The 19,890-nt window shown below is 68.4% G+C and carries 19 protein-coding genes; 2 read left to right on the top strand and 17 right to left on the bottom strand.

All coding sequences use genetic code 11. The features are described 5' to 3' along the window. Positions 1 to 12: 12 nt before the first annotated feature. From GGR16_RS18965 to GGR16_RS18900, 14 genes are all read right to left on the bottom strand, one after another. Positions 13 to 1,299, bottom strand: a complete 1,287-nt coding sequence (locus GGR16_RS18965) for an MGH1-like glycoside hydrolase domain-containing protein (protein ID WP_019403470.1) — start codon at positions 1,297 to 1,299, stop codon at positions 13 to 15. 1 nt (position 1,300) lies between these two features. Further along, positions 1,301 to 2,374: an ABC transporter ATP-binding protein gene (locus GGR16_RS18960; protein WP_019403469.1), complete on the bottom strand. Its 1,074-nt coding sequence runs from the start codon at positions 2,372 to 2,374 to the stop codon at positions 1,301 to 1,303. Between the two features lie 22 nt (positions 2,375 to 2,396). Beyond that, positions 2,397 to 3,248, bottom strand: a complete 852-nt coding sequence (locus GGR16_RS18955; RefSeq protein ID WP_183317631.1) for a carbohydrate ABC transporter permease — start codon at positions 3,246 to 3,248, stop codon at positions 2,397 to 2,399. Beyond that, complete coding sequence (locus GGR16_RS18950) at positions 3,245 to 4,099, bottom strand: carbohydrate ABC transporter permease (RefSeq protein ID WP_210289644.1); 855 nt, start codon at positions 4,097 to 4,099, stop codon at positions 3,245 to 3,247. Before GGR16_RS18950 ends, GGR16_RS18955 begins: the two co-directional genes overlap by 4 nt. A 77-nt stretch (positions 4,100 to 4,176) precedes the next feature. Then, positions 4,177 to 5,463 (bottom strand): ABC transporter substrate-binding protein, encoded by a 1,287-nt coding sequence (locus GGR16_RS18945; protein ID WP_246373191.1) that lies wholly within the window; start codon positions 5,461 to 5,463, stop codon positions 4,177 to 4,179. A 78-nt stretch (positions 5,464 to 5,541) separates the two neighbouring features. After that, a complete protein-coding gene (locus tag GGR16_RS18940; protein WP_183317629.1) occupies positions 5,542 to 6,600 on the bottom strand; it encodes a LacI family DNA-binding transcriptional regulator in 1,059 nt (352 codons plus the stop codon). A 63-nt stretch (positions 6,601 to 6,663) separates the two neighbouring features. Continuing rightward, complete coding sequence (locus GGR16_RS18935) at positions 6,664 to 7,131, bottom strand: deoxycytidylate deaminase (protein ID WP_183317628.1); 468 nt, start codon at positions 7,129 to 7,131, stop codon at positions 6,664 to 6,666. 14 nt (positions 7,132 to 7,145) lie between these two features. Continuing rightward, a complete protein-coding gene (gene fdxA, locus GGR16_RS18930) occupies positions 7,146 to 7,490 on the bottom strand; it encodes a ferredoxin (RefSeq protein ID WP_183317627.1) in 345 nt (114 codons plus the stop codon). A 21-nt stretch (positions 7,491 to 7,511) separates the two neighbouring features. After that, a complete protein-coding gene (locus GGR16_RS18925) occupies positions 7,512 to 8,288 on the bottom strand; it encodes an enoyl-CoA hydratase-related protein (RefSeq protein WP_183317626.1) in 777 nt (258 codons plus the stop codon). Continuing rightward, entirely contained in the window at positions 8,285 to 9,472 is a 1,188-nt protein-coding gene (locus GGR16_RS18920; protein WP_183317625.1) for a CaiB/BaiF CoA transferase family protein, read from the bottom strand. The genes GGR16_RS18925 and GGR16_RS18920 overlap by 4 nt, the downstream gene beginning before the upstream one ends. A gap of 15 nt (positions 9,473 to 9,487) precedes the next feature. Further along, complete coding sequence (locus tag GGR16_RS18915; protein WP_183317624.1) at positions 9,488 to 10,843, bottom strand: FAD-dependent oxidoreductase; 1,356 nt, start codon at positions 10,841 to 10,843, stop codon at positions 9,488 to 9,490. A gap of 42 nt (positions 10,844 to 10,885) precedes the next feature. Beyond that, positions 10,886 to 11,734, bottom strand: coding sequence for an ABC transporter permease (locus GGR16_RS18910; protein ID WP_183317623.1), 849 nt, complete (start codon positions 11,732 to 11,734; stop codon positions 10,886 to 10,888). Then, positions 11,734 to 12,546: an ABC transporter ATP-binding protein gene (locus GGR16_RS18905; RefSeq protein WP_183317622.1), complete on the bottom strand. Its 813-nt coding sequence runs from the start codon at positions 12,544 to 12,546 to the stop codon at positions 11,734 to 11,736. The genes GGR16_RS18910 and GGR16_RS18905 overlap by 1 nt, the downstream gene beginning before the upstream one ends. A 16-nt stretch (positions 12,547 to 12,562) precedes the next feature. Beyond that, positions 12,563 to 13,594: an ABC transporter substrate-binding protein gene (locus tag GGR16_RS18900; RefSeq protein WP_019402833.1), complete on the bottom strand. Its 1,032-nt coding sequence runs from the start codon at positions 13,592 to 13,594 to the stop codon at positions 12,563 to 12,565. A gap of 199 nt (positions 13,595 to 13,793) precedes the next feature. Here GGR16_RS18900 and GGR16_RS18895 point away from each other — a divergent pair, with 199 nt between their 5' ends. Continuing rightward, the gene (locus GGR16_RS18895) at positions 13,794 to 14,708 is read left to right on the top strand and encodes a LysR family transcriptional regulator (protein ID WP_183317621.1); all 915 of its coding nucleotides are present in this window, start codon (positions 13,794 to 13,796) and stop codon (positions 14,706 to 14,708) included. A 106-nt stretch (positions 14,709 to 14,814) separates the two neighbouring features. Continuing rightward, positions 14,815 to 15,696: a DUF72 domain-containing protein gene (locus GGR16_RS18890; RefSeq protein ID WP_183317620.1), complete on the top strand. Its 882-nt coding sequence runs from the start codon at positions 14,815 to 14,817 to the stop codon at positions 15,694 to 15,696. Between the two features lie 77 nt (positions 15,697 to 15,773). Here GGR16_RS18890 and repC read toward each other — a convergent pair whose 3' ends face one another. The 3 genes from repC to repA all read right to left on the bottom strand — a co-directional run bounded on the left by repC (position 15,774) and on the right by repA (position 19,582). Continuing rightward, entirely contained in the window at positions 15,774 to 17,171 is a 1,398-nt protein-coding gene (repC, locus tag GGR16_RS18885; protein WP_082312731.1) for a plasmid replication protein RepC, read from the bottom strand. Positions 17,172 to 17,366: 195 nt separating this feature from the next. Then, the gene (gene repB / locus GGR16_RS18880; RefSeq protein WP_183317619.1) at positions 17,367 to 18,374 is read right to left on the bottom strand and encodes a plasmid partitioning protein RepB; all 1,008 of its coding nucleotides are present in this window, start codon (positions 18,372 to 18,374) and stop codon (positions 17,367 to 17,369) included. Continuing rightward, positions 18,371 to 19,582 carry a plasmid partitioning protein RepA gene (gene repA / locus GGR16_RS18875; RefSeq protein WP_019402838.1) on the bottom strand — a complete coding sequence of 404 codons (1,212 nt, stop codon included), beginning with the start codon at positions 19,580 to 19,582 and terminating at the stop codon, positions 18,371 to 18,373. The genes repB and repA overlap by 4 nt, the downstream gene beginning before the upstream one ends. Positions 19,583 to 19,890: the final 308 nt, after the last annotated feature.

Genomic DNA, 19,890 nt, shown 5'->3' with positions numbered 1-19,890 from the left:
TTCCCTCGCGCCTCAGGCGGCGGCGCTCGTCGCCAGCGTCTCGATGAGGATCGCCGCCGTCCAGGTGAAGTTGCCGCCGCCGAGGCCCTCGCCGGTCAGCGGATCGTAATATTCGGCGAAGCCGTTTTCGACGAGCGCCAGGCTGTCGGCCCGCACGGCAGCCGCATCCGCGGCGAAGCCGCAGCGGTCGAGCCCGTCGGCGAGGAGATAGTTGATGATCAGCCAGCACGGCCCGCGCCAGTAGCGCTTGGGCTCGAAGCGCGGATCGGTGGGATCATGCGTCGGCACACCGTGGCGCACGCGCGTGCGCAGGGTGCGGATGCGATCGCGCATCGCGGCGCGCTTCTCCGCATCGCCCAGCCCGGCGAGGAGGGGCAGGAGGCCGCCCACCGACGGGCTCGCGATGAGCTGTCCGGCGACGCGGTCGAACGGCAGGTACTGGCCGAGATCGCGGCTCCAGAGGCCGTCGAAGGCCGCGCGCGCCCGCGCCGCGCGCGCCCGCGCCTCCTCCGCCAGCGCCTTGTCGCCGAAGCGCTCGGCGAGGTGGGCGATGTCCTCGTCGGAGCGGACGAGGATGGCGTTGATGGCCGGATCCACGACCTGGAAGGGCGAGGCATCGTGCAGCAGGCGGTTGTCCCAGCCGAGGTCGCGGAAGCGCTGCACCAGCCAGAGATAGCGGTCGTACTCGGCCTTGTGCGGCCGTTCGGCGGCGTCGACATGCTGGGTGTCGCGGCGAACGTAGGGCTCCACCCCCGCCGTCGGCACCCGCGCCAGGGCCTCGTCCCAGTCGATGCTGTTGTCGCGCCCCGATTCCCAGGGATGCAGGATGGCGACGAGGCCGGAGCCGGCGGGATCGCGCATGGCATGGAACCAGCGGTGCCAGGCGGCGATCTTCGGCAGGAGGGCTCGCGCCTTCTCCTCCGCGAAGGCCTGGTCGGCCGCCGTCTCGACGAGGCGGCGCAGCACGAGGCCGGCGACCGGCGGCTGGGTGATGCCGGAGGTCGGCGTCGGCCGGCCGGTGCGCCAGACGTCGGGGCCGGGAAAATAGCTGTCGTCGGGCGTGTGGAAGACGATGTGCGGCACCATGCCGTCCGGCCACTGGTGGGCGAAGAGCGTCTCGATCTCGAGGAAGGCGCGGCGCTCGTCGCTGTGGCGCTGGCCGAGGGCGGTCAGGCAGGAATCCCAGTTCCACTGGAAGGGATAGAGCCCCTTGGTCGGCACGGTATAGGCGCCGCGGTCATTGTCGCGCACGATCGCGGCGGCGCGCGTCCGCAGGGCCTCGAGGGAATGGGTCGTCATCTCATGCTCCGGTGACGGGTTCAGGCTGTGTGATCTCGGCCAGGCTCGCGCCGCTGTCGGCGTCGAACCAGCGCGCCCGGCCGGGACGCGGCGCGAGCACCAGGGTTTCGCCGGGACGAACGGCAAGGTCGTTGTCGAGCACGGCGCGGAAGAGGTGGCCGGCGAGGTCCATGGTCACGAGCTGGTGCGGACCGAGCGGCTCCACCACCTTGACGCGGCCGGCAAAGCCCTCGCCGGCCGGCGCGAGGTCTTCCGGCCGGATGCCGAAGGCGAGCGCTCCGCCGCTGGCCGGCGCATCGCGGAAGAGATGGCCGGCGACGCGCGCGCCCTCTCCTTCCCGGCTGGCGGGCAGGAAGTTCATGGGCGGGTTGCCGATGAAGCCGCCGACGAAGCGCGTCGCGGGGTGGTGATAGACCTCGGGCGCCGGCGCCGCCTGGACGATGCGGCCCTCGTGCATGACGGCGATGCGGTCGGCGAGGCTCATCGCCTCCACCTGGTCGTGCGTGACGTAGATGGTCGTGGTGCGGCTCTCCTGCAGCACGCCCTTGAGCTCGGCGCGCATCTCGAGCCTGAGGAGGGCGTCGAGGTTGGAGAGCGGCTCGTCCATCAGGAGGACGGCGGGTTCCACCGCGAGCGCGCGGGCGACGGCGACGCGCTGGCGCTGGCCGCCGGAGAGCTGGCCGGAATAGCGCTTCAGCAATTCCTCGATGTGCAGCATGCCGGCGACGCGGCGCACCTTCCGCTCGATCTCGGCCGCCGGCATCTTCTGCATGGCGAGGCCGAAGCCGATGTTGTCGAACACCGTCATGTGCGGAAAGACGGCGTAGTTCTGGAACACCATGGCGATGCCGCGCCGGCGCGGCGGCAGGTCGTCCACCCGCCGGCCGCCGATGCTCACCGTGCCCTCGCTCGCCGTCTCGAGCCCCGCGATGATGCGCAGGAGCGTCGTCTTGCCCGAACCGGAGGCGCCGAGAAGGACGACGAATTCCCCGTCCGCCACCGTGAGGTCCACGGCGTGCAGGGCCTGGTGGCTGCCGAAGCGCTTGGCGACCTGCCTGATGTCGATATCGGCCATCCGGTGACCCTTTGCTCATCGCCTAGCGGTTGGCGATGCCCCAGAGGGAGAAGAGATATTTGCGCACGGCGAAGAGGAAGAGGAGCGCCGGCACGATGAGGACGGCCCCGCCGGCGAACTTGAGCGGCAGGGGCGAGACATCGAGGCTCTGCAGCAGGAAGGCCGTCAGCGTCTTGTTCTCGATGGTGAGCACCGCCGCGGCGAAGACCTCGTTCCACGAGATGACGAAGGCGAAGATGCCCGCCGCCGCGATGCCCGGCAGCGCCAGCGGCAGCACCACCTTGCGGAAGGCGGAGAGCCGCGAGCAGCCGAGCGTCCAGGCCGCCTCCTCGAGCTCCTCGGGAATGCTCATGAAGAGCGAGGCCATGATCAGCACGGCAAAGGGCATGGCAAGCGTCGTGTGGACGAGCGCCAGGCCGATGATGGTGTCGTCGAGGCCGACGCGGATGAAGAGCACCGTCAGCGGCAGGGCGAGGAGCGGCAACGGGAAGGCGCGCGTCATCAGCACCGCGAGGCGGAAGAGGTTCGCCCCGGGGAAGCGGAAGCGCGCCAGCGCGTAGCCGGCCGGCGCGCCGAGTCCGATGGACAGCACCATCGTCAGCCCGGCGACGAGGAAGGAGTTGAGCAGTGCCCGCGGCACGCCGGCGTAATTGGCGAAGAATGCGAGGCTCGCGAGGTCGAACTCCGGCACCAGCGACTTCGGCCAGGCCGTCACCGCCGCGACGGAGCCGAGCGCGTTGACGACGAGGAGGTAGATCGGCACCAACACCCAGGCGACGAGCACGATGACGGCGCTCGCCATGACGAGCCGGCCGCTGCTGCGCGGCTCGGCCCGCGTCGGGGCTTCGGCTTCGGTGGTCGCGAGACTGGTCATGCCGCGGCCTCCCGCGTGCGGTCGTGCAGCGCCCACAGGAAGAAGACCGTGAAGGCGAGCGAGATGGCGAGGATGACGATGGCATAGGCCGAGGCCACCTTGTGGTCCTGCAGGTCGAACTGCCAGGAATAGGTCTCGCCCATCAGCACCGGCAGGTTGTTGCCGGCCAGCACGGCGACGACGGCGAAGACCTCGAAGGCGAGGATGGTGCGCAGGATCAGCGCCGTCTGCAGGCTGGGCCTCAGCAGCGGCAGGGTGATGAGGAAGAAGCGCTTCAGCGGCCCCGCGCCGAAGACCTCGGCCGCCTCGTCGTATTCCTTCGGGATGAGGCCGAGGCCGGCGACGAGGATGACGAGCACGATGGCCGTGGCGCGCCACACCTCCGCGACGACGACCGCGACGAACAGGCCCGCCGTGTTGCGGTAGTCGAGCAGGTTCTGCGGGCCCGGGATGACGCCGAGGCCGTAGAGGATGCTGTTGAGGAAGCCGTTCTGCTCGAGCAGCGCGAACCAGATGAGCCCGGCCGCGAGGTCCGAGATGCCGAGCGGGATGGTGAAGACATAGAGGACCACGTCGCGCCCGCGCCTGAGGCGCGTGACGAGGCTCGCCATGACGAGCGCAAGCGTGATCTGGATCGGCACGACGACGAGGGCGAGGCCCAGCGTGTTGCTGAGCGCGGGCATGAACTTCCAGTCGTCGGCCATCGTCCTGAAATGCGCTAGGGTGAAGCCCTCGTCGCTCGTGAAGGCCTCGAGGACGACCTGCACGAAGGGCACGAAGAAGAAGGCCGCGAGGAACAGGCTCGCCGGCAGGATGAGCAGGTAGGGCAGCACCTTCTGGCTGCTCAGCAGTCTTTGCATCGCACGCCTCCGCAGGGACGGCCGGCGCGGAACGCCACTGGCGTCCGCGCCCGTCCACGCCGTACCGGTCATTCCACCGGGCAGGGCCCTTCGCTCGCCTTGTCCGGCGCCCAGCACGGGGCCTTGCTCTCACTCATGATGTCCTTGAGCGTCGCCCCCTGCTCGTCGAGCACCTGGCGCACGTCCTGGCCGCGCAGCACGACGCGCTGGAACGTGTCGATGAACACCTTGTTGAACTTGCCGTCGAGGCCGCCGAGACCGATGGGCAGCAGGCTCGGCTTGGCGTCCGGCGCCGCCGACTGGGCGGCGACCGCGGCGCCCGACATCTTCACCGCGGCGGGCATGTCGTCCGGCAGCGTGACCTCGACGACGGGGAAGAAGCTCGTCGCCCGGAGGGTCGCGATCTGCGTCTCGGGCTTCAGCATGTAGGCGGCGAGCGCCTTGGCCTCCTCGACATTCGGTGAGGTCTTCGGGATGGCGATGCCGGCGACGACCGGCATGAAGCCGCGCCCGGCGGGGCCGGCCGGCGCCGGGAAGGTGACGAACTGATCCGGCTTCTGGTTGAGCGCGTCCTGCAGGCGCGCCGTATGCTCCCAGGCGACCCAGACCTCGCCGGTGAGCAGCGGCTCCTGCATGAAGCCGTAGTTGGTCGAGGCGGGGTTGACCTCCTCCCACAGCGTCTTGAAGGCGTTCCACATCGCCTCCGCCTCGGGCGAGCGGAACTTCGTCACGACCGAGCCGGTGTAGGAGGGATAGAGATAGCTTTGGAAGAAGCGGTGCAGCAGGCCCTTGGGGCCGGCCGGCAGGCCGATCTTCGGTGATCCCGTCGCCTCGCGAATCGCCTTGCCCCAGGCGATGAGCTCGTCATAGGTGAGCGTCTGGACATCGGCGCCCGCCGGCAAGTACTGCAGGGCCTCCTTGTTGGCGGCCATGACGTAGCTCGCCTGCATCCAGGGCAGGTATTTCTGCTCGGCCGTGCCGTAGGTGCCGAGCGAGACGAGGGTGGGATTGATCTTGGCGTCCCCCGCCGCCGAGAGCACGTCCTTCAGGTCGACGAGGTCGGACGACAGCGACGCGAGCTCGCCGTGCAGGCCGCCGAGCAGCGCGATGGTGCCCTTGCCGGCCTTCAGCTCCGCCTGGATGCGGGTGAAGAAGGGGCCCGCGTCGTTGCCATAATAGTCGACCGGCTTGCCGAAGCCGCCGAGCACCTCGGTGCGCATCTTCTGCGTCTCTTCCACGGGCTTGGCCTGGGTCGACCAGAACAGGAGCCCCTGCGCCTCGGCCCGCCCGGCAACGCCCAATGCGAGCGTCAGCGCGGCGAGCGCGATCATCGTTCCCTGTTTCCTGCGCATCATGTCACGTCCTCCCCTTCGGTTCGGCGGAGCGCCTTGTTGTCGCTCTTCACGCTCCCACCGCTGCGGCACCGGCCGCGTTCATGTCGCCCCGGCCGGCGCGGGCCCGTGGCTCGCGCGCGGCACGAAGCGTGGCTCGACAAGATGTCCGGCGATGCCGGCCTCGCCCTTCTCGAGACGCTCGACCACCATGGCGGCGATCATCGCCGCACCCTCGGCGATGTTCTGGCTGAAGGTCGTCAGCGGCGGGTCGGCGTAGGCCGCCACCGGCGTGTCGTCGAAGCCGACCACAGTGAGCGCCTGCGGAACGGAGATGCCCTCGCGCCGCGCCTCGTCGAGAACGGCGAGCGCGAGCTGGTCCTTGAGGCCGACGATGGCAGTGGGCCGCGGATCGCGGTTGATGAGCTGTGCCGCCGCCCGCGCCATCGCGGCCGCGTCGCCGAGCGGCACCGTCAGCACGTCCGGCTGCGGCAGGCCCGCTTCGGCGAGCGCCCTCTCGAAGCCGCGCCGGCGCAGGAAGGCATAGGTGAAGTCCTTCGTCGGCGCGAGCATGGCGAAGCGGCGGTGGCCGAGGGCGATGAGCCTGCGGCCGAGGTCGTGGAAGGCGCCCTCGCCGTCGGTGTCGAGCCAGGAATAGGCGTCGGTGCCGGCAAGCGTGCGCCCGTGCGCGACGAAGGGCACGCCGCGCTCGATGAGGAAGGCGACGCGCGGATCCTCGCAGGTCAGGCGATAGAGCACGACCGCATCGGCCCGCCGGCTCTCGACGACGCGTTGCAGCACGGCAAGGTCGTCCTGCCCTGCGGGCACGGTCGCGAGAAAGAGATCCCGCCCCCTCTGCGTGAGGCCGCCGGCGAGACCTGCGAGAAAGTCGGCGAGATAGGGATCGACGAGCTCGTGCGGATGGATCGGCAGCAGCATGCCGACGAAGTTGCTGCGGCCGGAGACGAGCATTCGGCCCACCTGGTTCGGCACGTAGCCGAAGGCGTCTGCCGCCTCGCGCACGCGCCGCCGCGTCTCCTCGCTCACGTCCGAATAGCCGGCGAGCGCCCGCGACACCGTCGTGATCGACAGGTCGAGGTGGGCCGCAAGTTCCTTGAGGCGCAGCCGCTTCGTCCCCGTCTTGTGCGTGCGTGTGTGCATCGGCCTTCCAAAACGTTTTGGAAAGGTGCCGCCAACGTCCTGACGAGTCAAGCCGCTGCGCGCTCAGCCGGGGATCGCGGCCACGTCCCGATCGGCCGCGGCGGGACCATCGAGGTGGACGACCTCCACCCTCCCCTCCTCCAGGATGATGGTGGAGGCACGGAAGGAGACGCCCCAGGTGCCGTCATCGTAATCGACGGCGGGCACGAAGAGCCGGCGGATGCCGGACTGGACGATGCCGCGGGCGCAGTCGAGGCAGGGATAGAGATTGCAGAACAGGCTGGCACCGGCGAGCGCGATGCCGCGGCGTGCGGCCTCGTAGATGGCGTTGCGCTCGGCGTGCTCCATGAAGACGAAACGCGCCTCGCCGTCGCAGCGCTCGTCGAGCGCGGCAACGCCCGTCGGAAAGGTGTTGAAGGCCGTGATCGTCGTGCCGTCGGCTGTGACTAGGACGGCGCCCACCTTGCGGCGCCGGTTGGGGCTGTGCTCCGCCGCCGCCCGCGCGGCATCCATCAGCGCGTCGATATCCATGCTCCCTCCGCGCCTTACGTCCTCTGCAGGGCGGTGCCCGCAGGAGCCGCGGCGACGAGCGGGTGGTCGCGGTCGCTCACGTGGCTGCTGTCGGCGCCGCCCGGCGCACCCCAGCCGGTGACCTGCGGTCCGAAGAACTCGGCATTGGCCGCGGCGAAGGCGGTCTCCGCCGCCGGCAGCTCGTCATCGGCATAGATCGCCTGCACGGGGCAGACCGACAGGCAGATGCCGCAGTCGATGCATTCCTCCGGGTGGATGTACATCATGCGGCCGCCTTCATAGATGCATTCGACCGGGCAGACCTGCTGGCAGGCGCCGTCCTTCACGTCGATGCAGGCCGAGGCGATGATATGGGCCATGGCGCACCTCCCCGGCGCGGATCAGGCTCCGCGCCACTGTGGCGGTCTCTTCTCCTGGAAGGCGCGCACGCCTTCCTCCTGGTCGGACGACATGAGCGCCTCGACGAGCGCCGGCAGGCGCAGCATCTGCGCCTCGCGCGGGCTCAAACTTGCCCCGGCCCGCACCATCTGCTTGATGGCCCGCACCGACAGCGGCGCGCAGGAGAGGATGTCGGCGAGCCAGCGATCGACGGCCGCGTCGAGCTCGGCCGGCGCCACGACTTCATTGACGAGGCCGAAGCGCAGCGCCTCCTCGGCGCCGATGCGCCGGCCGGTGAGCAGCATGCCCATGGCCCACACATGCGGGATGCGCCGCGTCAGCAGGGCGATGCCGCCGTCGAGGGCGAGGCGGCCGACGCGCGGCTCCGGCAGGCCGAAGGTGGCGTTGCTCGCGGCGACGACGATGTCGCAGCCGAGCACCATCTCCATGCCGCCGCCGAGGGCATGGCCGTTGACGCGGGCGATCACCGGCACGTCGAGCGTCTCGCGCAGGGCGATGCCGCCGAAGCCGCCGGGCCGTGGCGCCGCCCAGTATTCGAGCCCGCTCGCGCCCGAGCCGCCCTTCATGTCGGCCCCCGTCGAGAAGGCCCGTTCGCCGCTGCCCGTCAGCACCACGGCGCGGATGTCGCGGTCGGCCTCGATCGCCCGCCAGATCTCCTCGAGGCGCTTCTCCGTCGGCGCATCGACGGCGTTGAGCCGCTCCGGCCGGTCGATGGTGATGCGCGCGACATGGTCGGCGACCGTGAAGAGCACGCTCATGCCAGCACCCCCGCGGCCTTGAGCGCGGCGATGCGCTCGCCCGCGAAGCCCGCCTCGGCGAGCACCTCGTCGCCGTGCGCGCCGAGATCCGGCGGGTCGTAGCGGTGCTGGAAGGCGGAGGGATGCATGGTCAGCGGCGTGCCGATCAGCCCGAGCGCGTCGTCCTGCTTCAACGACACGACCGTGCCGTTGGCCTTCGTCTGGTCGTGGGCGAGGGCGTCGGACAGCTTTAGCACCGGCGCGCACAGAAGGTCCTGCTCGTCGAGCCGGGCGAGCCAGTGCTCCGTCGTATTGGTGGCGAAGCGCTCGCGGAACATGGCCTGCAGCTCCGCCTTGTGCGCCACCTGGCCCTGGAAGGTGGCGTAGCGCTGGTCCTGCGACAGGTCCGGCAGACCGAGCGCCGTTGAGATGTCGCGCAGGGGATTGGTCTTGAAGGCGCCGACGAGGACGATGGCTCCGTCGCTCGTCCGGAAGACGCCGGTCAGCGGATAGGCGCCCCAGCTGAAGTCCTTGCCGCGCTGCAGCCACATGGCCGCTTCCTGCATCTGCATGGCGAGCATCGATTCGAACAGCGACACCGAGACCTGCTGGCCGCGGCCCGTGCGCTCGCGATGCAGGAGCGCGAGCAGGATCGCCTGGACGAGGTGCATGCCCGCCGAATAGTCGCACAGCGAGGTGGCGTAGATGGTCAGCGGCTCGTCGTCGTTGCACTTGCGCAGCATGACGCCCGACAGGGCCTGGGCGAGGATGTCCTGGCCGCCCTTGTAGGCGAGCGGGCCGGACATGCCGAAGCCGGTGCCGAAGGCGCAGATGATGCGCGGGTTGATCTCGGCGAGGCGCTCGTAACCGAAGCCCATGCGCTCCATGACGCCGGCGCGGAAGTTGTTGACGACGACGTCGGCCGTGCGGACGAGCTCGTAGATCACCTCCCGCCCCTCCTCGCGCCTCAGGTCGAGCGCGATGGAGCGCTTGTTGCGGTTGAGGCTGCGGAAGACCGGGTTGTTGGGCCCGTCCGGATCGTCCGGCACGGAGGCGCGCGACAGGTCGCCGACGCCCGGCCGCTCGATCTTGATGACGTCGGCGCCGTAGTCGGCGAGCACCTGCGTGGCGCTCGGCCCCAGCATGACCTGGGAGAAGTCGATGACCCGGATGCCCGTCAGCGGCTGCACGTTGTCCTGATGCATGATGCCCCTTCCCGCCTATTCCGCCGCCACGGCGACGAGCGCGTTCTGCGCCGGCCGGTCGCCGGGGTCCGCCCCCTGCGCCCTGAGCCTTGCCTGCAGCGCGGCGACATCCACCCTATCGATGGTCACGCCCGCGTCGAGGGCCAGTGCCGCGGCGACACCGGCCGCCTCGCCCATCGCCATGCAGGGCGGGATCTCGCGCGAGATGCGCTGGGCGGACGAGGTGGCGGAATAGTGCCGGCCGGCCACGATGAGCTGCGAGACATCGCGCGGCAGCAGCGAACGATAGGGATAGTAGTAGTCGCGGCCGCGGGCCACCGTATCGGCGAAGTGGCGGCGCTGCGTCACGTCCTCCTTGGTCATCACGTAGACGCCCTCGAGCAGGCGCGTCTGGCGCACGCCGATCTGCGGCGCGACGTCGATGACGAAGGCATTCTCGAAGCCCGGCATCTTCTCGCGCACGAAGGTGAGCAGCGCCGAGATGCGGTCCCGCCCCACGAAGTCGGCGCGCGTCAGGTCCTCGACCTTGAGCCCGTCGAAGCCGGCCATGTGCGGGCAGTTGCACCAGACGATGCCCGGCAGCGGCGTCTTCAGCCACCACTTGTCCCACGAGCCGCCCATGATCTTCTTGGCCTCGCGGTCGAGGGCCGCGAAGGCTTCGGGCTCCTCGTACTCGAAGCGCTCGGCCGCCTCCGTGTCCACGCCTCCGAGGCGGAAGACCGTGGTGACGATGAAGGAGCCCTCGCTGAAGGGCGCGCCGGCGGAGGCCGCGACATCGAGATCGCCCGTCGCATCGACGACGATGGAGCCCATGACGGCCTGCCGGCCGCTCTTCGTGTCGCAGATGACGCCGGTGATGTGCCCGTCCTCGACGATCGCCCGCGAGAACCAGCTGTGCAGGCGCAAAGTGATGCCCGCCTCGCGCACCATGTCGTTGGCGGCGCGCTTGTAGCCGTCCGGGTCGAAGGCGGCCGCATAGCAGATCGGCTGCGGCTTGACGTGGGAATGGAAGTCGAAGACGCCCCAGCGCGACCACTTGCGCCACAGCGTCTCGTCCGAGAGGCGCTCGCTCTCCGGCGGCACGACGCACAGGCCGAGCCGCTCCATGCGGTCGATCATCTCGCCGCACAGGCCGCGCACACTGATCTCCGGCCCGTTGCACATGTCGTCGAGGACGAGGACCATGCCGCCCGAGGCGAGGCCGCCGAGATAGGCATAGCGTTCCAGCAGGATGACCGAGAGGCCGTTGCGGGCCCCGGCGACGGCCGCGGAGATGCCGGCCGGACCACCGCCGACGACGAGGAGATCGGCCCGCGCGGCGACCGGTACGCGGCCCTCGCGCTCGTTGATGAAGTCAGGGGTCGTGGACATGGGATCACAGCTCCGGAAAGGGCTTGCGGACGGGGCAGCGCCTCAGCTGGCGCGCCCGGCGTTCCACTTGAGGAAGCGATGCTCGGCCCAGGAGATCAGCCCGAAGAAGGTCGCCGAGAAGACGGAGCCGACGACGATCGTGGCGTAGAGCAGCGGCGAGTCGAAGTTGTAGGTGGCCTGGATGATGAGGGCGCCGATGCCGCTCGTCGCGCCGATCCATTCGCCGACGATGGCCCCGATGACGGCCGTGGAAGCGGCGATCTTGAGCGCCGAGAACAGGTAGGGCAGCGCGTTCAGCAGGCGCAGCTTGAAGAACACCTCCCGCGGCGAGGCGGAGAGGATGCGCATCAATTCGAGCTGCTGCGGGCTCACGTCGCGCAGGCCGCGCGTCATGTTGACGAGGGTGGGGAAGAAACAGATGAGCGCCGCGATGGCGATCTTCGGCTCCATGCCGTTGCCGAGCAGCAGCACGAGGATCGGCGCCTTGGCGACGACCGGCACTGTGTTGATCATCACGGCGACGGGGAAGAACGCCTCCTCCAGCGTGCGCTTGTAGACGAAGGCGGTGGCAATGAGGATGGCCGCCGCATTGCCGAGGAGGAAGCCCAGCAGCGCCTCGATCGCCGTCGGCACCAGGTTCTGCATCAGCAGGCCGAACTTGGCATAGAGCACCGCGGCGACGGCGCTCGGCGCCGGGGCGATGAAGGGGCGGATGCCGAAGGCCCGGACCGCCCCCTCCCACAGGAGGAGAAGGCAGGCGACGGCGATGAGCGGCAGCAGCCTTTTGCGCCACTTGAGGTAGCGCTGCATGCTGTCGAAGCGGGCCTGGGCCTCGGCATCGTCGGTGAAGGCGCTGGCGATCGGCAGGGCGTGGACGGCTTGCGAGGACATCAGCAGGTCTCCAGCACACGCCGCAGATGGGCGACGAGCTCGATGAAGGCGGACGTTTCGCGCATCGGGATGCACCGCGGGCTCGGCAGGTCGACCGGCACGCGCTCCTGCACCCGGCCCGGACGGGCGGCGAGCAGCAGCACCTCCTCGCCGAGGAAGGCCGCCTCGTAGAGCGAATGCGTGACGAAGAGGATGGTCGTCCCCGTCTCCGCCCAGACCTGCAGCAGTTCCTCGTTCAGCCGGTCGCGGGTGATCTCGTCGAGGGCACCGAAGGGCTCGTCCATGAGCAGCAGCTTCGGATCGTTGACGAGGGCACGGGCGATCGAGACGCGCTGGCGCATGCCGCCCGAGAGCTCGTGCGGATAGGCCTTCTCCCAGCCCGCGAGCCCGACGAGCTCGAGCAGCTCGCGCGGCGAGCGCTTGCCCGGCCGTGCCCGGCCGTTGCCCACCTCGAGCGGCAGCGCGACATTCTCGATGATGGTGCGCCATGGCAGCAGGGCAGCATCCTGGAAGACGAAGCCGATGTCGCGCCGTTGCCGCGCGGCCGAGGGCGGCCCGCCGAGCACCTCGGCCCGGCCGCTCGTCGGCGCGATCAGATCCGCGATGACGCGCAGCAGGGTCGACTTGCCGCAGCCCGAGGGTCCGAGCAGGGTGAGGAAGCCGCCCTGCCGCACCTCGAGGTCGATGTTCTCCAGCGCCGCGACCGTGCCGCGCTCGGTCGTGAAGCGCACGCCGACGCCCGACAAAGCGATGGCGGTGGAAGTTGTCGCGGCCGGCCGGGACGGCGGCCGCTGCAGGGCGGCGACGGACATGGCATCCTCCTGCCGGTCAGCCGATCTTCGGCCGGTTGTCACGCGTCGCCTCGAGCACCGCCGGCGTCATCACCTTGTCGAGCGACGGCGCACCGGCCGAAAACTCCTTCAGCGCGTCATAGAGCGTGATCTGCTCCTGCCAGATGCCGGGGTCGAAGGTGGCCCAGCCGGCCTGCCTGGTCTTCTCGTTGAAGATGTACTTGAGCAGCATCTTCGAGGCGGTGAGCTCGTCCTCCCGCACAGCGGCCGGATATTCCGCGAGGAAGAGGTCGACGGCCTTCTCGGGATTGTCGAAGGCATATTGCCAGCCCTTGCCGGCGGCCCGCAGGAAGGCGGCGAGCAGCGGTGCCTTGGTCTGCAGCGTCTCTTCGGTCGCGTAATAGGGCATGGCGTAGAGCCGGACGCCGCTGTCCCACAGGCGCATGGTGATCATCTCGGGGCCGAGCACCTTGAGCGCCGTCGTGTTGGTCTCCCAGCCCGTGACGCAGTCGACCTGGCCGGTGAGCAGCGGCGACATGTCGGAGCCGATGACGACGACCTCGACATCGCTCTCGGCGATGCCATTGGTCTTGAGCAGGGCGCGCAGCAGGGGCTTGCCGGTCGCCTGGATGCCGACCTTCTTGCCGACCATGTCCTGCGGCTTGCGCACCGGGCTCTTCGGCAGGGAGAAGAAGCTGTAGGGATGTTCCTGGGCGCCGACGGCGAAGCACTTGACCGGGATGCCCTGCGAGGCGGCGAGGAGGAGCGAGGGGCTCGACGAGACCTGCCCGATCTCGTAGCGGCCGGAAGCCACGATGGCGATGCCGTCGATGTTCGGCCCGCCCGGCTGGATGACGAAGTTGATCTTCTCTTCCTCGAAATAGCCGAGGCGCTTGGCAACGATCTCGCCGAGCTGGTTGTTGTTCGCGAGCCAGCCGAGCTGCATGTTGACGGTTTCAGTCCCAGCCGCGGCGTGGCCACGGGTGCTGTTCAGGGCGGGACAGGCAAGGCCTGCCGCAAGCGCGGCACCGGCCTTCAGCACACGCCGGCGCGAAGCGAGCATCGTCATGGAAAGCAGACTCCCGAGAGTGGGCGGGCGGCCCGTTGATTCCCCTGCCGTGGCGGATCTTCTCTCGTCGCTCGACGGGTCCGCTCATCGGCATCTGCGACTTTAGGAGAGGTCTGGTGCACACCGGAAGAATAGATTTTAGTGCGAGGTGATGCCTTTTCGGCATCGCCTGCGGAAAGATGGACCAGAGGAACGAGCCATGCATGCGGTGGTGCTGCGCTATCTCGATCAGGTGGCCCGTTTCGGCTCCATCCGGCGCGCGGCGGAGGCGCTCAACGTCGCCTCCTCGGCGGTGAACCGGCAGATCCTGAAGCTGGAGGCGGAGCTCGGCGTCGCGCTGTTCGAGCGGCGCGGCAACGGCGTGCGGCTGACGCCGGCGGGCGACTACCTGCTGCGTCACGCGCGCAACACCCTGGCGGAGTGGCAGCGCACCTGCACGGACATTGCCGCTCTTGAAGGCGACATCCGTGGGGAAGTCCGCATCGTTGCCATTCCCTCGCTGCTGGTGAAGGCCATCCCGCGCGCCATCGAGACGGTGGCGAAGCGTCATCCGCGCATCTCCTTCCGCGTCATCGATGCGGATCCCGCCGAACATACCGAGGAGATGCGGGCCGGACGGCCGGATATCGCCGTGCTCTTCATCGACCGGCGCATGCGCAACTACGAGGTGCTGACGCGGCTGCGCACGACGCTCGGCGCCATCATGCGTCCCGATCATCCCCTCGCCCGGGAGAGGACCGTTACGCTCACCCAGTGTGCGGCCTATCCCGTCGTCATGCTGAACGATCCGTGGCTGCTGGACGCGGCGTCCGAGACGGAATTCGTGCACAGCGGCGCCCAGTTCAATGCCCGCGTCATGTCCAATTCGCTGCTCGTGATGAAGGACGCGATGAAATCGGGGCTCGGCATCGGCTTTTTCACGCCGACGGGCTTCGTCGACGAGATCAGGCACGGCGAACTCGTGCACGTGCCGCTGGCGGAGCCAGGCCTTGCAGGAAGCGAGATCGGCCTGTTCGTCCACCGCGCCCGCGCGACGGCGCCACACGTGAGCATCTCGGCCAAGGCGATCGAGAGGGAGCTGGCCGGGATCACCGACGAAATCGCGGCGTTGTAGCGTCTCCCCCTCCCCTGCCGGCTGCCCGGCGACGGTTTGCGGCCGTAATCGGAACGCCTCCGCCCTGCCGGCTGTTCAATGGTGCGAACCCGCGAGCGACCGCACCATGAGCAGAACCGGAACCATCCGCATCGGCATTTCGGGCTGGACCTACGCGCCCTGGCGCGGGGTCTTCTACCCGCCGGGCCTGCCGCACAAGCGCGAGCTTGCCTATGCGGCGGACCGGTTCCGCTCCATCGAGATCAACGGCACCTTCTATGGCCTGCAGCGTCCGGAGAGCTTCGGGCGTTGGCGGGAGGAGACGCCGGACGACTTCGTCTTCGCCATCAAGGGGTCGCGCTACATCACCCACATGCTGCGGTTGAAGAACGTGGAGACGGCGCTCGCGAACTTCATGGCCTCGGGCGTGTTGCGGCTCGGGCCGAAGCTGGGGCCGATCCTCTGGCAGCTGCCGCCCCGCATGTCCTTCGATCCGGACGTCCTCGCGCCCTTCCTCGCCCTTCTGCCGAAGGACACGAAAGCCGCCGGGAAGCTTGCCCGCCGTCACGATGCACGGCTCGATGGGCGCGACTGGCTCGACAGCGATGTCGACATGCCCTTGCGCCATGCCCTGGAGATCCGACACGACAGCTTCCGCACACAGGTGTTCGTCGATCTCCTGCGCCGGCACGGCGTCGCCCTCGTCTGTGCCGACAGCGTCGACTGGCCGCTCGTCATGGATCTGACCAGCGATTTCGTCTACTGCCGCCTGCACGGTTCCCAGGAGCTCTACGTCAGCGGCTATGACGATGCCGCACTCGAACGATGGGCGACATGGATCCGGTCCTGGGTCCGGGGCAACGATCCCCAGGGGGTGGAGCGCATCGCGGATCGCACCAAGCACCGGGCGGGAGGCCGCGACGTCTATGTCTATTTCGACAATGACGCCAAGGTTCGCGCGCCGGTGGATGCCGAGAGCCTCATCCGTCGCACGGGTTCGTCGAGTTGAGAATAGGTCCGGGGCGCTGCAATGGAGTGGGATTGTGGTTGTGACGTGCTCCAGAGACCGATGATCGGCCGAGAACCTCATGTCCCTGGTCCGGGTCGGGCGAAATGGCCGCGTACTGGATATCGGTTCATCTCTTCCGGATCGGTGCAGTCGGATCTTCCGAGGGGAATGGGCGGATGGAAGCGGGGGAACGAGAGCGTGCCGGGACGGTGGGGAGGGAGAGTGCCGATGGCCCTCCCGGCAGCCTCTTCATTCACTGTGGCGGCATCGCTTGTCGGTTGTTCTGCAGCGAGTTTGGCACGCCTCAGCGCCAGCAACATCGGACCGACCGAGAAGGTCCGGATCCTGGCGCGGGCGGTCAGCGCATGCAGGTAGGCCCGCGGACTGTGGATCTGGTCATGACGTTCCAGGACGGCAGCGATCACGGCGGCGGCCGTTCTGGGCCCGAGCAGTTGGCAACTCTCGTGCCAGGCATTCCGGCCGATACCAAGAAAGGTGCGGACGAGATCAGCGGCTTTCAGCAATTCGCTCCAGCTGGTGATCGGTGTGGAGCAATAGTCGGTGATTGTCGGGCAGGCGGAAAGAACATCCTCGAGGCGCACGTCGTCGTGACGACCGGTGGGCTGATGAAGGGCTGGAGGCGTTTCCGGAACCGTCGCGGCAATGGATCGGTCTTCAGATTCTGAATCCTCTGAAGATAGAGTCTGTAGGTGGCGCTCAGATTGGGATTCATCGGCGCTCATTTTTTGGGAAATGATGTTGTCTTCCAATGTCTTATGCACATCGTTGCAGAGGTGTTGCAGGGCGTTGGCAGTCGCTTCGAGAACGGCTTTCGTCGTTGTCGGGGGCAGCTGGCTGGAGAGACTGGCGAGTCGATCGGCCAGATCGGGCCAGGGGCCGGGCAGTGTTTCCTGCTCGGCGAACTGGATGAGCTTGCGCGCGTCGCGGCGTAGCAGCGTGATGCGTTCGCGCAGCAGTCGGACGGCCTTGCGGTGGGCTCTGACGTCGTCGGCGATGCGCTCGAACTCGCCGGCGCGGCTGACGAGCGGCGACAGGTCGAATCCGTAGGCGGTCTCGATGACGCCTCCCGGGCCCTTGCGGGCGTAACGCTTGCCGTTGGGACTGTCGCGGCGAATGACGAGCCCGGCCTCGACAAGGGCGGCGAGGTGCCGTCGCAGCGTCGCAGGCGCCATGCCATGGGCGCGCAACGACAGTTCGCGGTTCGAGGGAAAGACCACGAGCTCGTTGCCGGCCGCCAGCAGCGTTTCAGGATGGAAAGACAGAAGGGCGTTGAGGACGGCGAGCGAGCGGTCGCTCACGCCGAGCCTTGCCTTGCCTTCCGTGATGTCGCGGAAGACCTGCCATTTCTGGACCCGGCCTTCGCTTGCAGCCGCCCGGGCGGCGTTCTGCCTGGCCAATTGGCCAAGCGTCATCGGCCGCCGCCCGAAAGGCGTCGTGAAATAGGCGTCGCTCATCATTCCTGCTCCTCGCAGGCAAAAGATTTTTGCTCGCCGAAACGACGCCGACTCTTGACTGCGATTCGCGGAAGTGCGATTCTCACGGTCGCTACACACATGAGGAAGGGCTTCCGGAGCGGAGACGTTTCGGGGGCCTTTTCTTTTGCGGTGCTTGCTCCTTGAGTTGCTAAGGTTCGTGGCGATGGACGGGCCTCAGCGCCGCCCCTTCTCCTGCGCTGCGTAACGGTCGAACAGCGCCGGAATCTGATCGAGCACGAAGGCGGCAAAGCCCTCGTCGAGCGGCCGGGCGAAGGTGAGCTTGAGCGCGCGGCCCTTGTGCTCCGCGTCCGCGATCTTGGCCCCGTCGGTGGTGACGACAGCCTGCATCGGCGAGCGGCTTGCCCTCCCCTCCTCCGTCTGCGCCGTGGCACAGGCAAGGACCTGCAGGAAGCGGCTGTCCGAATCAGCCTGGCCGAAGGTCGCGCTCTTGACGAGGCGACGGGTGCGGGCGAGCGCGCCGGGCTCGGTCAGGCGGGCGGCGAGGGCCTGCCAACGCGGTCGCCCGATCTTCGGCGCGCGACCGATGGCGGTCACGATGTCCTCGGGGATCTCGCTTGCGACGGCGATGAGCTTGGAGACCTCGGCCCGGTCGACCGTGAGCGCCTCCTGGATCACGGAGCGCTCGTGCCCTGCCCGCTCGAGGCGCAGCGCGAAGACGGCGCGTTCGATGAAGGACAGGTCCTGCCGCGCCGAATTCTCGATGCCCTGGGCGATGACGAGATCGGTGTCGGACAGCGCCCGGATGACCGCCCGCACGTTGAGGCCGAGCTCGCGCGCGGCCCGGATGCGGCGGTGGCCGAAAGCGGTCTGGTAGCGGCCTTCCTGCGTGGGATGCCGGCGCAGCAGCACCGGCACCTCCTGCCCGTTGGCCCGCATGGAGGCCTTGAGCTGATCGAACTCGGGCCCGCCGTCGTCGGTGAAACGGTCGCTGTAGGGCGAGGGCTCGATGAGCGCGGGATCGACCTCGACCACGTTGGCGCCGGCGGCGATCGTCTCGCGCAGCACTTCGTTCTCGCGCTCGATGCCGGAGAAGGATTCCTTCATCGAGCGGATGGAGCCCGCGGCGACGCGCGGGAGCGGCGCAGCCTGGTTGTCAGCTGACAACGCCTGCGCCTGCGGCGCGCCGAAAAGAGCCTTCAGGGTATCGGATCGTTTCGTCATCGGCCCCACACTGCATTGATGAGCTGAACGATTTCGGCGTTGACGGCATCGACGGATTCGAGCGCCCGGTCATAGGCGGCCCGACCGACGGAGCCGCGCTCGAGCTCGTAGAGCGACTGCTTGGTGAGCCCGGCATTGGCGATGGCGGTGGATTTCCAGGCCGTAGCCTTGAGCACATCCTCGCCGAAGAGGCTGCGCAGCAGCGCGACGATCTGCGTCTCGGGGACGTCGTTGGGATCGTGCCGCGTCACGACGTAGCGGATGAAGTCGTGATCGAGCCGGCCGCCATATTCCTCGACGACCGACATGAGATCTGAGGTCATGAGCAGGAACTGGTTCATCGAGGCGACGTCGACCATCTGCGGATGGACGGTCACGACCATCGAAGTCGCCGCATTGAGCGCGCCGAGCGTGAGATAGCCGAGCTGCGGCGGGCAATCGATGACGACGATGTCGTAATCGTCCTCGACCTCGCTGATCGCGGTCGCGACGCGGCGGAAGAAGAGATTCTGGCCGCGGGCGCTCGGGTCGCGCATGGCGCGCGGCGTATGGTGCTCGAACTCCATGAGCTCGAGATTGCCCGGCACGATGGAAACGCCGTCGAAATAGGTCGGGTGGATGATTTCGCGCATCGGCCGCCGGTGCTCGTCATAGCGGATGGCGCCATAGAGCGTCTGGTTCTCGGCGATGTCGAACTCCGGCTGGTAGCCGAACATCGCCGACAGCGACGCCTGCGGGTCGAGATCGATGGCGAGAACGCGAAAACCGCGCAGGGCCAGATATTGCGAGAGGTAGAGCGACGTGGTCGTCTTGGCCGACCCGCCCTTGAAATTGGCAACGGCGATGATCTGCAGCTTGTCGCCGGGCCGGCGCGTCGGCAGGAAATTGAGCGCCTCGCGCGGCCGCGAGGCGGCGAGATAGCGCCGGAGTTCATTGACCTGGCCGAGGCTGTAGGACCGGCGTCCACCGGTGAGGATCGTGGGCATGGGCCCGAGGCCATCGAGCGAGAGCTGGCGCAGATAGCCGTCGGATACGCCGATGATGCGCGCGACTTCCCCCGAGGTGAAGGAACGCAGCGTCTTCTGGGCCATGGGCGGGAAGAGTGTCGCGCCGAGGCTGCGCAGCTGGGCCGAGAGAACGCCCGCGTGACGCGCTATCCTGGCCGAGGCCGATTCGATTCTGGTCTGGTTTTCGACGATCGTTTGCATATCCCACCGCTCTCAGACGGAATTATGGCGTTTAACGCTCACATGCCGTCTGGCGCAGGAGACACGATTCTGCCCCGGGCGGCAAGAAGATTAGGGTTAACGAAATCTTAACGGCCGCATTCGTCATCTCGACGACGTTCGCGGTGCAATCGGTGATCTTTTCGGATATTCGCGCCGCAGAAAGTAATCGGCCTCGGATTGCGAGGCTCACGCGCCGAGTGGGATGCTGGAGGGCCGGCACAGCGTGTTGTCAGCTGACAACGGCAGCGGTTGCTCTTCGCGCGGACCGTTGGCGAAGACGGCTCGGC

The organism is Chelatococcus caeni, assembly GCF_014196925.1.
Taxonomy (GTDB): domain Bacteria; phylum Pseudomonadota; class Alphaproteobacteria; order Rhizobiales; family Beijerinckiaceae; genus Chelatococcus_A; species Chelatococcus_A caeni.
Note: the sequence above shows the minus strand (reverse complement) of the source record. Positions and strands in the feature narration are given on the sequence as shown.

What these genes read in the sequence shown, in the direction of transcription:
- GGR16_RS18965 (WP_019403470.1), bottom strand. Translation starts at nt 1,299, where the DNA reads ATGACGACCCATTCCCTCGAGGCCCTGCGGACGCGCGCCGCCGCGATC.
- GGR16_RS18960 (WP_019403469.1), bottom strand. Translation starts at nt 2,374, where the DNA reads ATGGCCGATATCGACATCAGGCAGGTCGCCAAGCGCTTCGGCAGCCAC.
- GGR16_RS18955 (WP_183317631.1), bottom strand. Translation starts at nt 3,248, where the DNA reads ATGACCAGTCTCGCGACCACCGAAGCCGAAGCCCCGACGCGGGCCGAG.
- GGR16_RS18945 (WP_246373191.1), bottom strand. Translation starts at nt 5,463, where the DNA reads ATGATGCGCAGGAAACAGGGAACGATGATCGCGCTCGCCGCGCTGACG.
- GGR16_RS18940 (WP_183317629.1), bottom strand. Translation starts at nt 6,600, where the DNA reads ATGCACACACGCACGCACAAGACGGGGACGAAGCGGCTGCGCCTCAAG.
- GGR16_RS18935 (WP_183317628.1), bottom strand. Translation starts at nt 7,131, where the DNA reads ATGGATATCGACGCGCTGATGGATGCCGCGCGGGCGGCGGCGGAGCAC.
- fdxA (WP_183317627.1), bottom strand. Translation starts at nt 7,490, where the DNA reads ATGGCCCATATCATCGCCTCGGCCTGCATCGACGTGAAGGACGGCGCC.
- GGR16_RS18925 (WP_183317626.1), bottom strand. Translation starts at nt 8,288, where the DNA reads ATGAGCGTGCTCTTCACGGTCGCCGACCATGTCGCGCGCATCACCATC.
- GGR16_RS18920 (WP_183317625.1), bottom strand. Translation starts at nt 9,472, where the DNA reads ATGCATCAGGACAACGTGCAGCCGCTGACGGGCATCCGGGTCATCGAC.
- GGR16_RS18915 (WP_183317624.1), bottom strand. Translation starts at nt 10,843, where the DNA reads ATGTCCACGACCCCTGACTTCATCAACGAGCGCGAGGGCCGCGTACCG.
- GGR16_RS18910 (WP_183317623.1), bottom strand. Translation starts at nt 11,734, where the DNA reads ATGTCCTCGCAAGCCGTCCACGCCCTGCCGATCGCCAGCGCCTTCACC.
- GGR16_RS18905 (WP_183317622.1), bottom strand. Translation starts at nt 12,546, where the DNA reads ATGTCCGTCGCCGCCCTGCAGCGGCCGCCGTCCCGGCCGGCCGCGACA.
- GGR16_RS18900 (WP_019402833.1), bottom strand. Translation starts at nt 13,594, where the DNA reads ATGACGATGCTCGCTTCGCGCCGGCGTGTGCTGAAGGCCGGTGCCGCG.
- GGR16_RS18895 (WP_183317621.1), top strand. Translation starts at nt 13,794, where the DNA reads ATGCATGCGGTGGTGCTGCGCTATCTCGATCAGGTGGCCCGTTTCGGC.
- GGR16_RS18890 (WP_183317620.1), top strand. Translation starts at nt 14,815, where the DNA reads ATGAGCAGAACCGGAACCATCCGCATCGGCATTTCGGGCTGGACCTAC.
- repC (WP_082312731.1), bottom strand. Translation starts at nt 17,171, where the DNA reads ATGAGCGACGCCTATTTCACGACGCCTTTCGGGCGGCGGCCGATGACG.
- repB (WP_183317619.1), bottom strand. Translation starts at nt 18,374, where the DNA reads ATGACGAAACGATCCGATACCCTGAAGGCTCTTTTCGGCGCGCCGCAG.
- repA (WP_019402838.1), bottom strand. Translation starts at nt 19,582, where the DNA reads ATGCAAACGATCGTCGAAAACCAGACCAGAATCGAATCGGCCTCGGCC.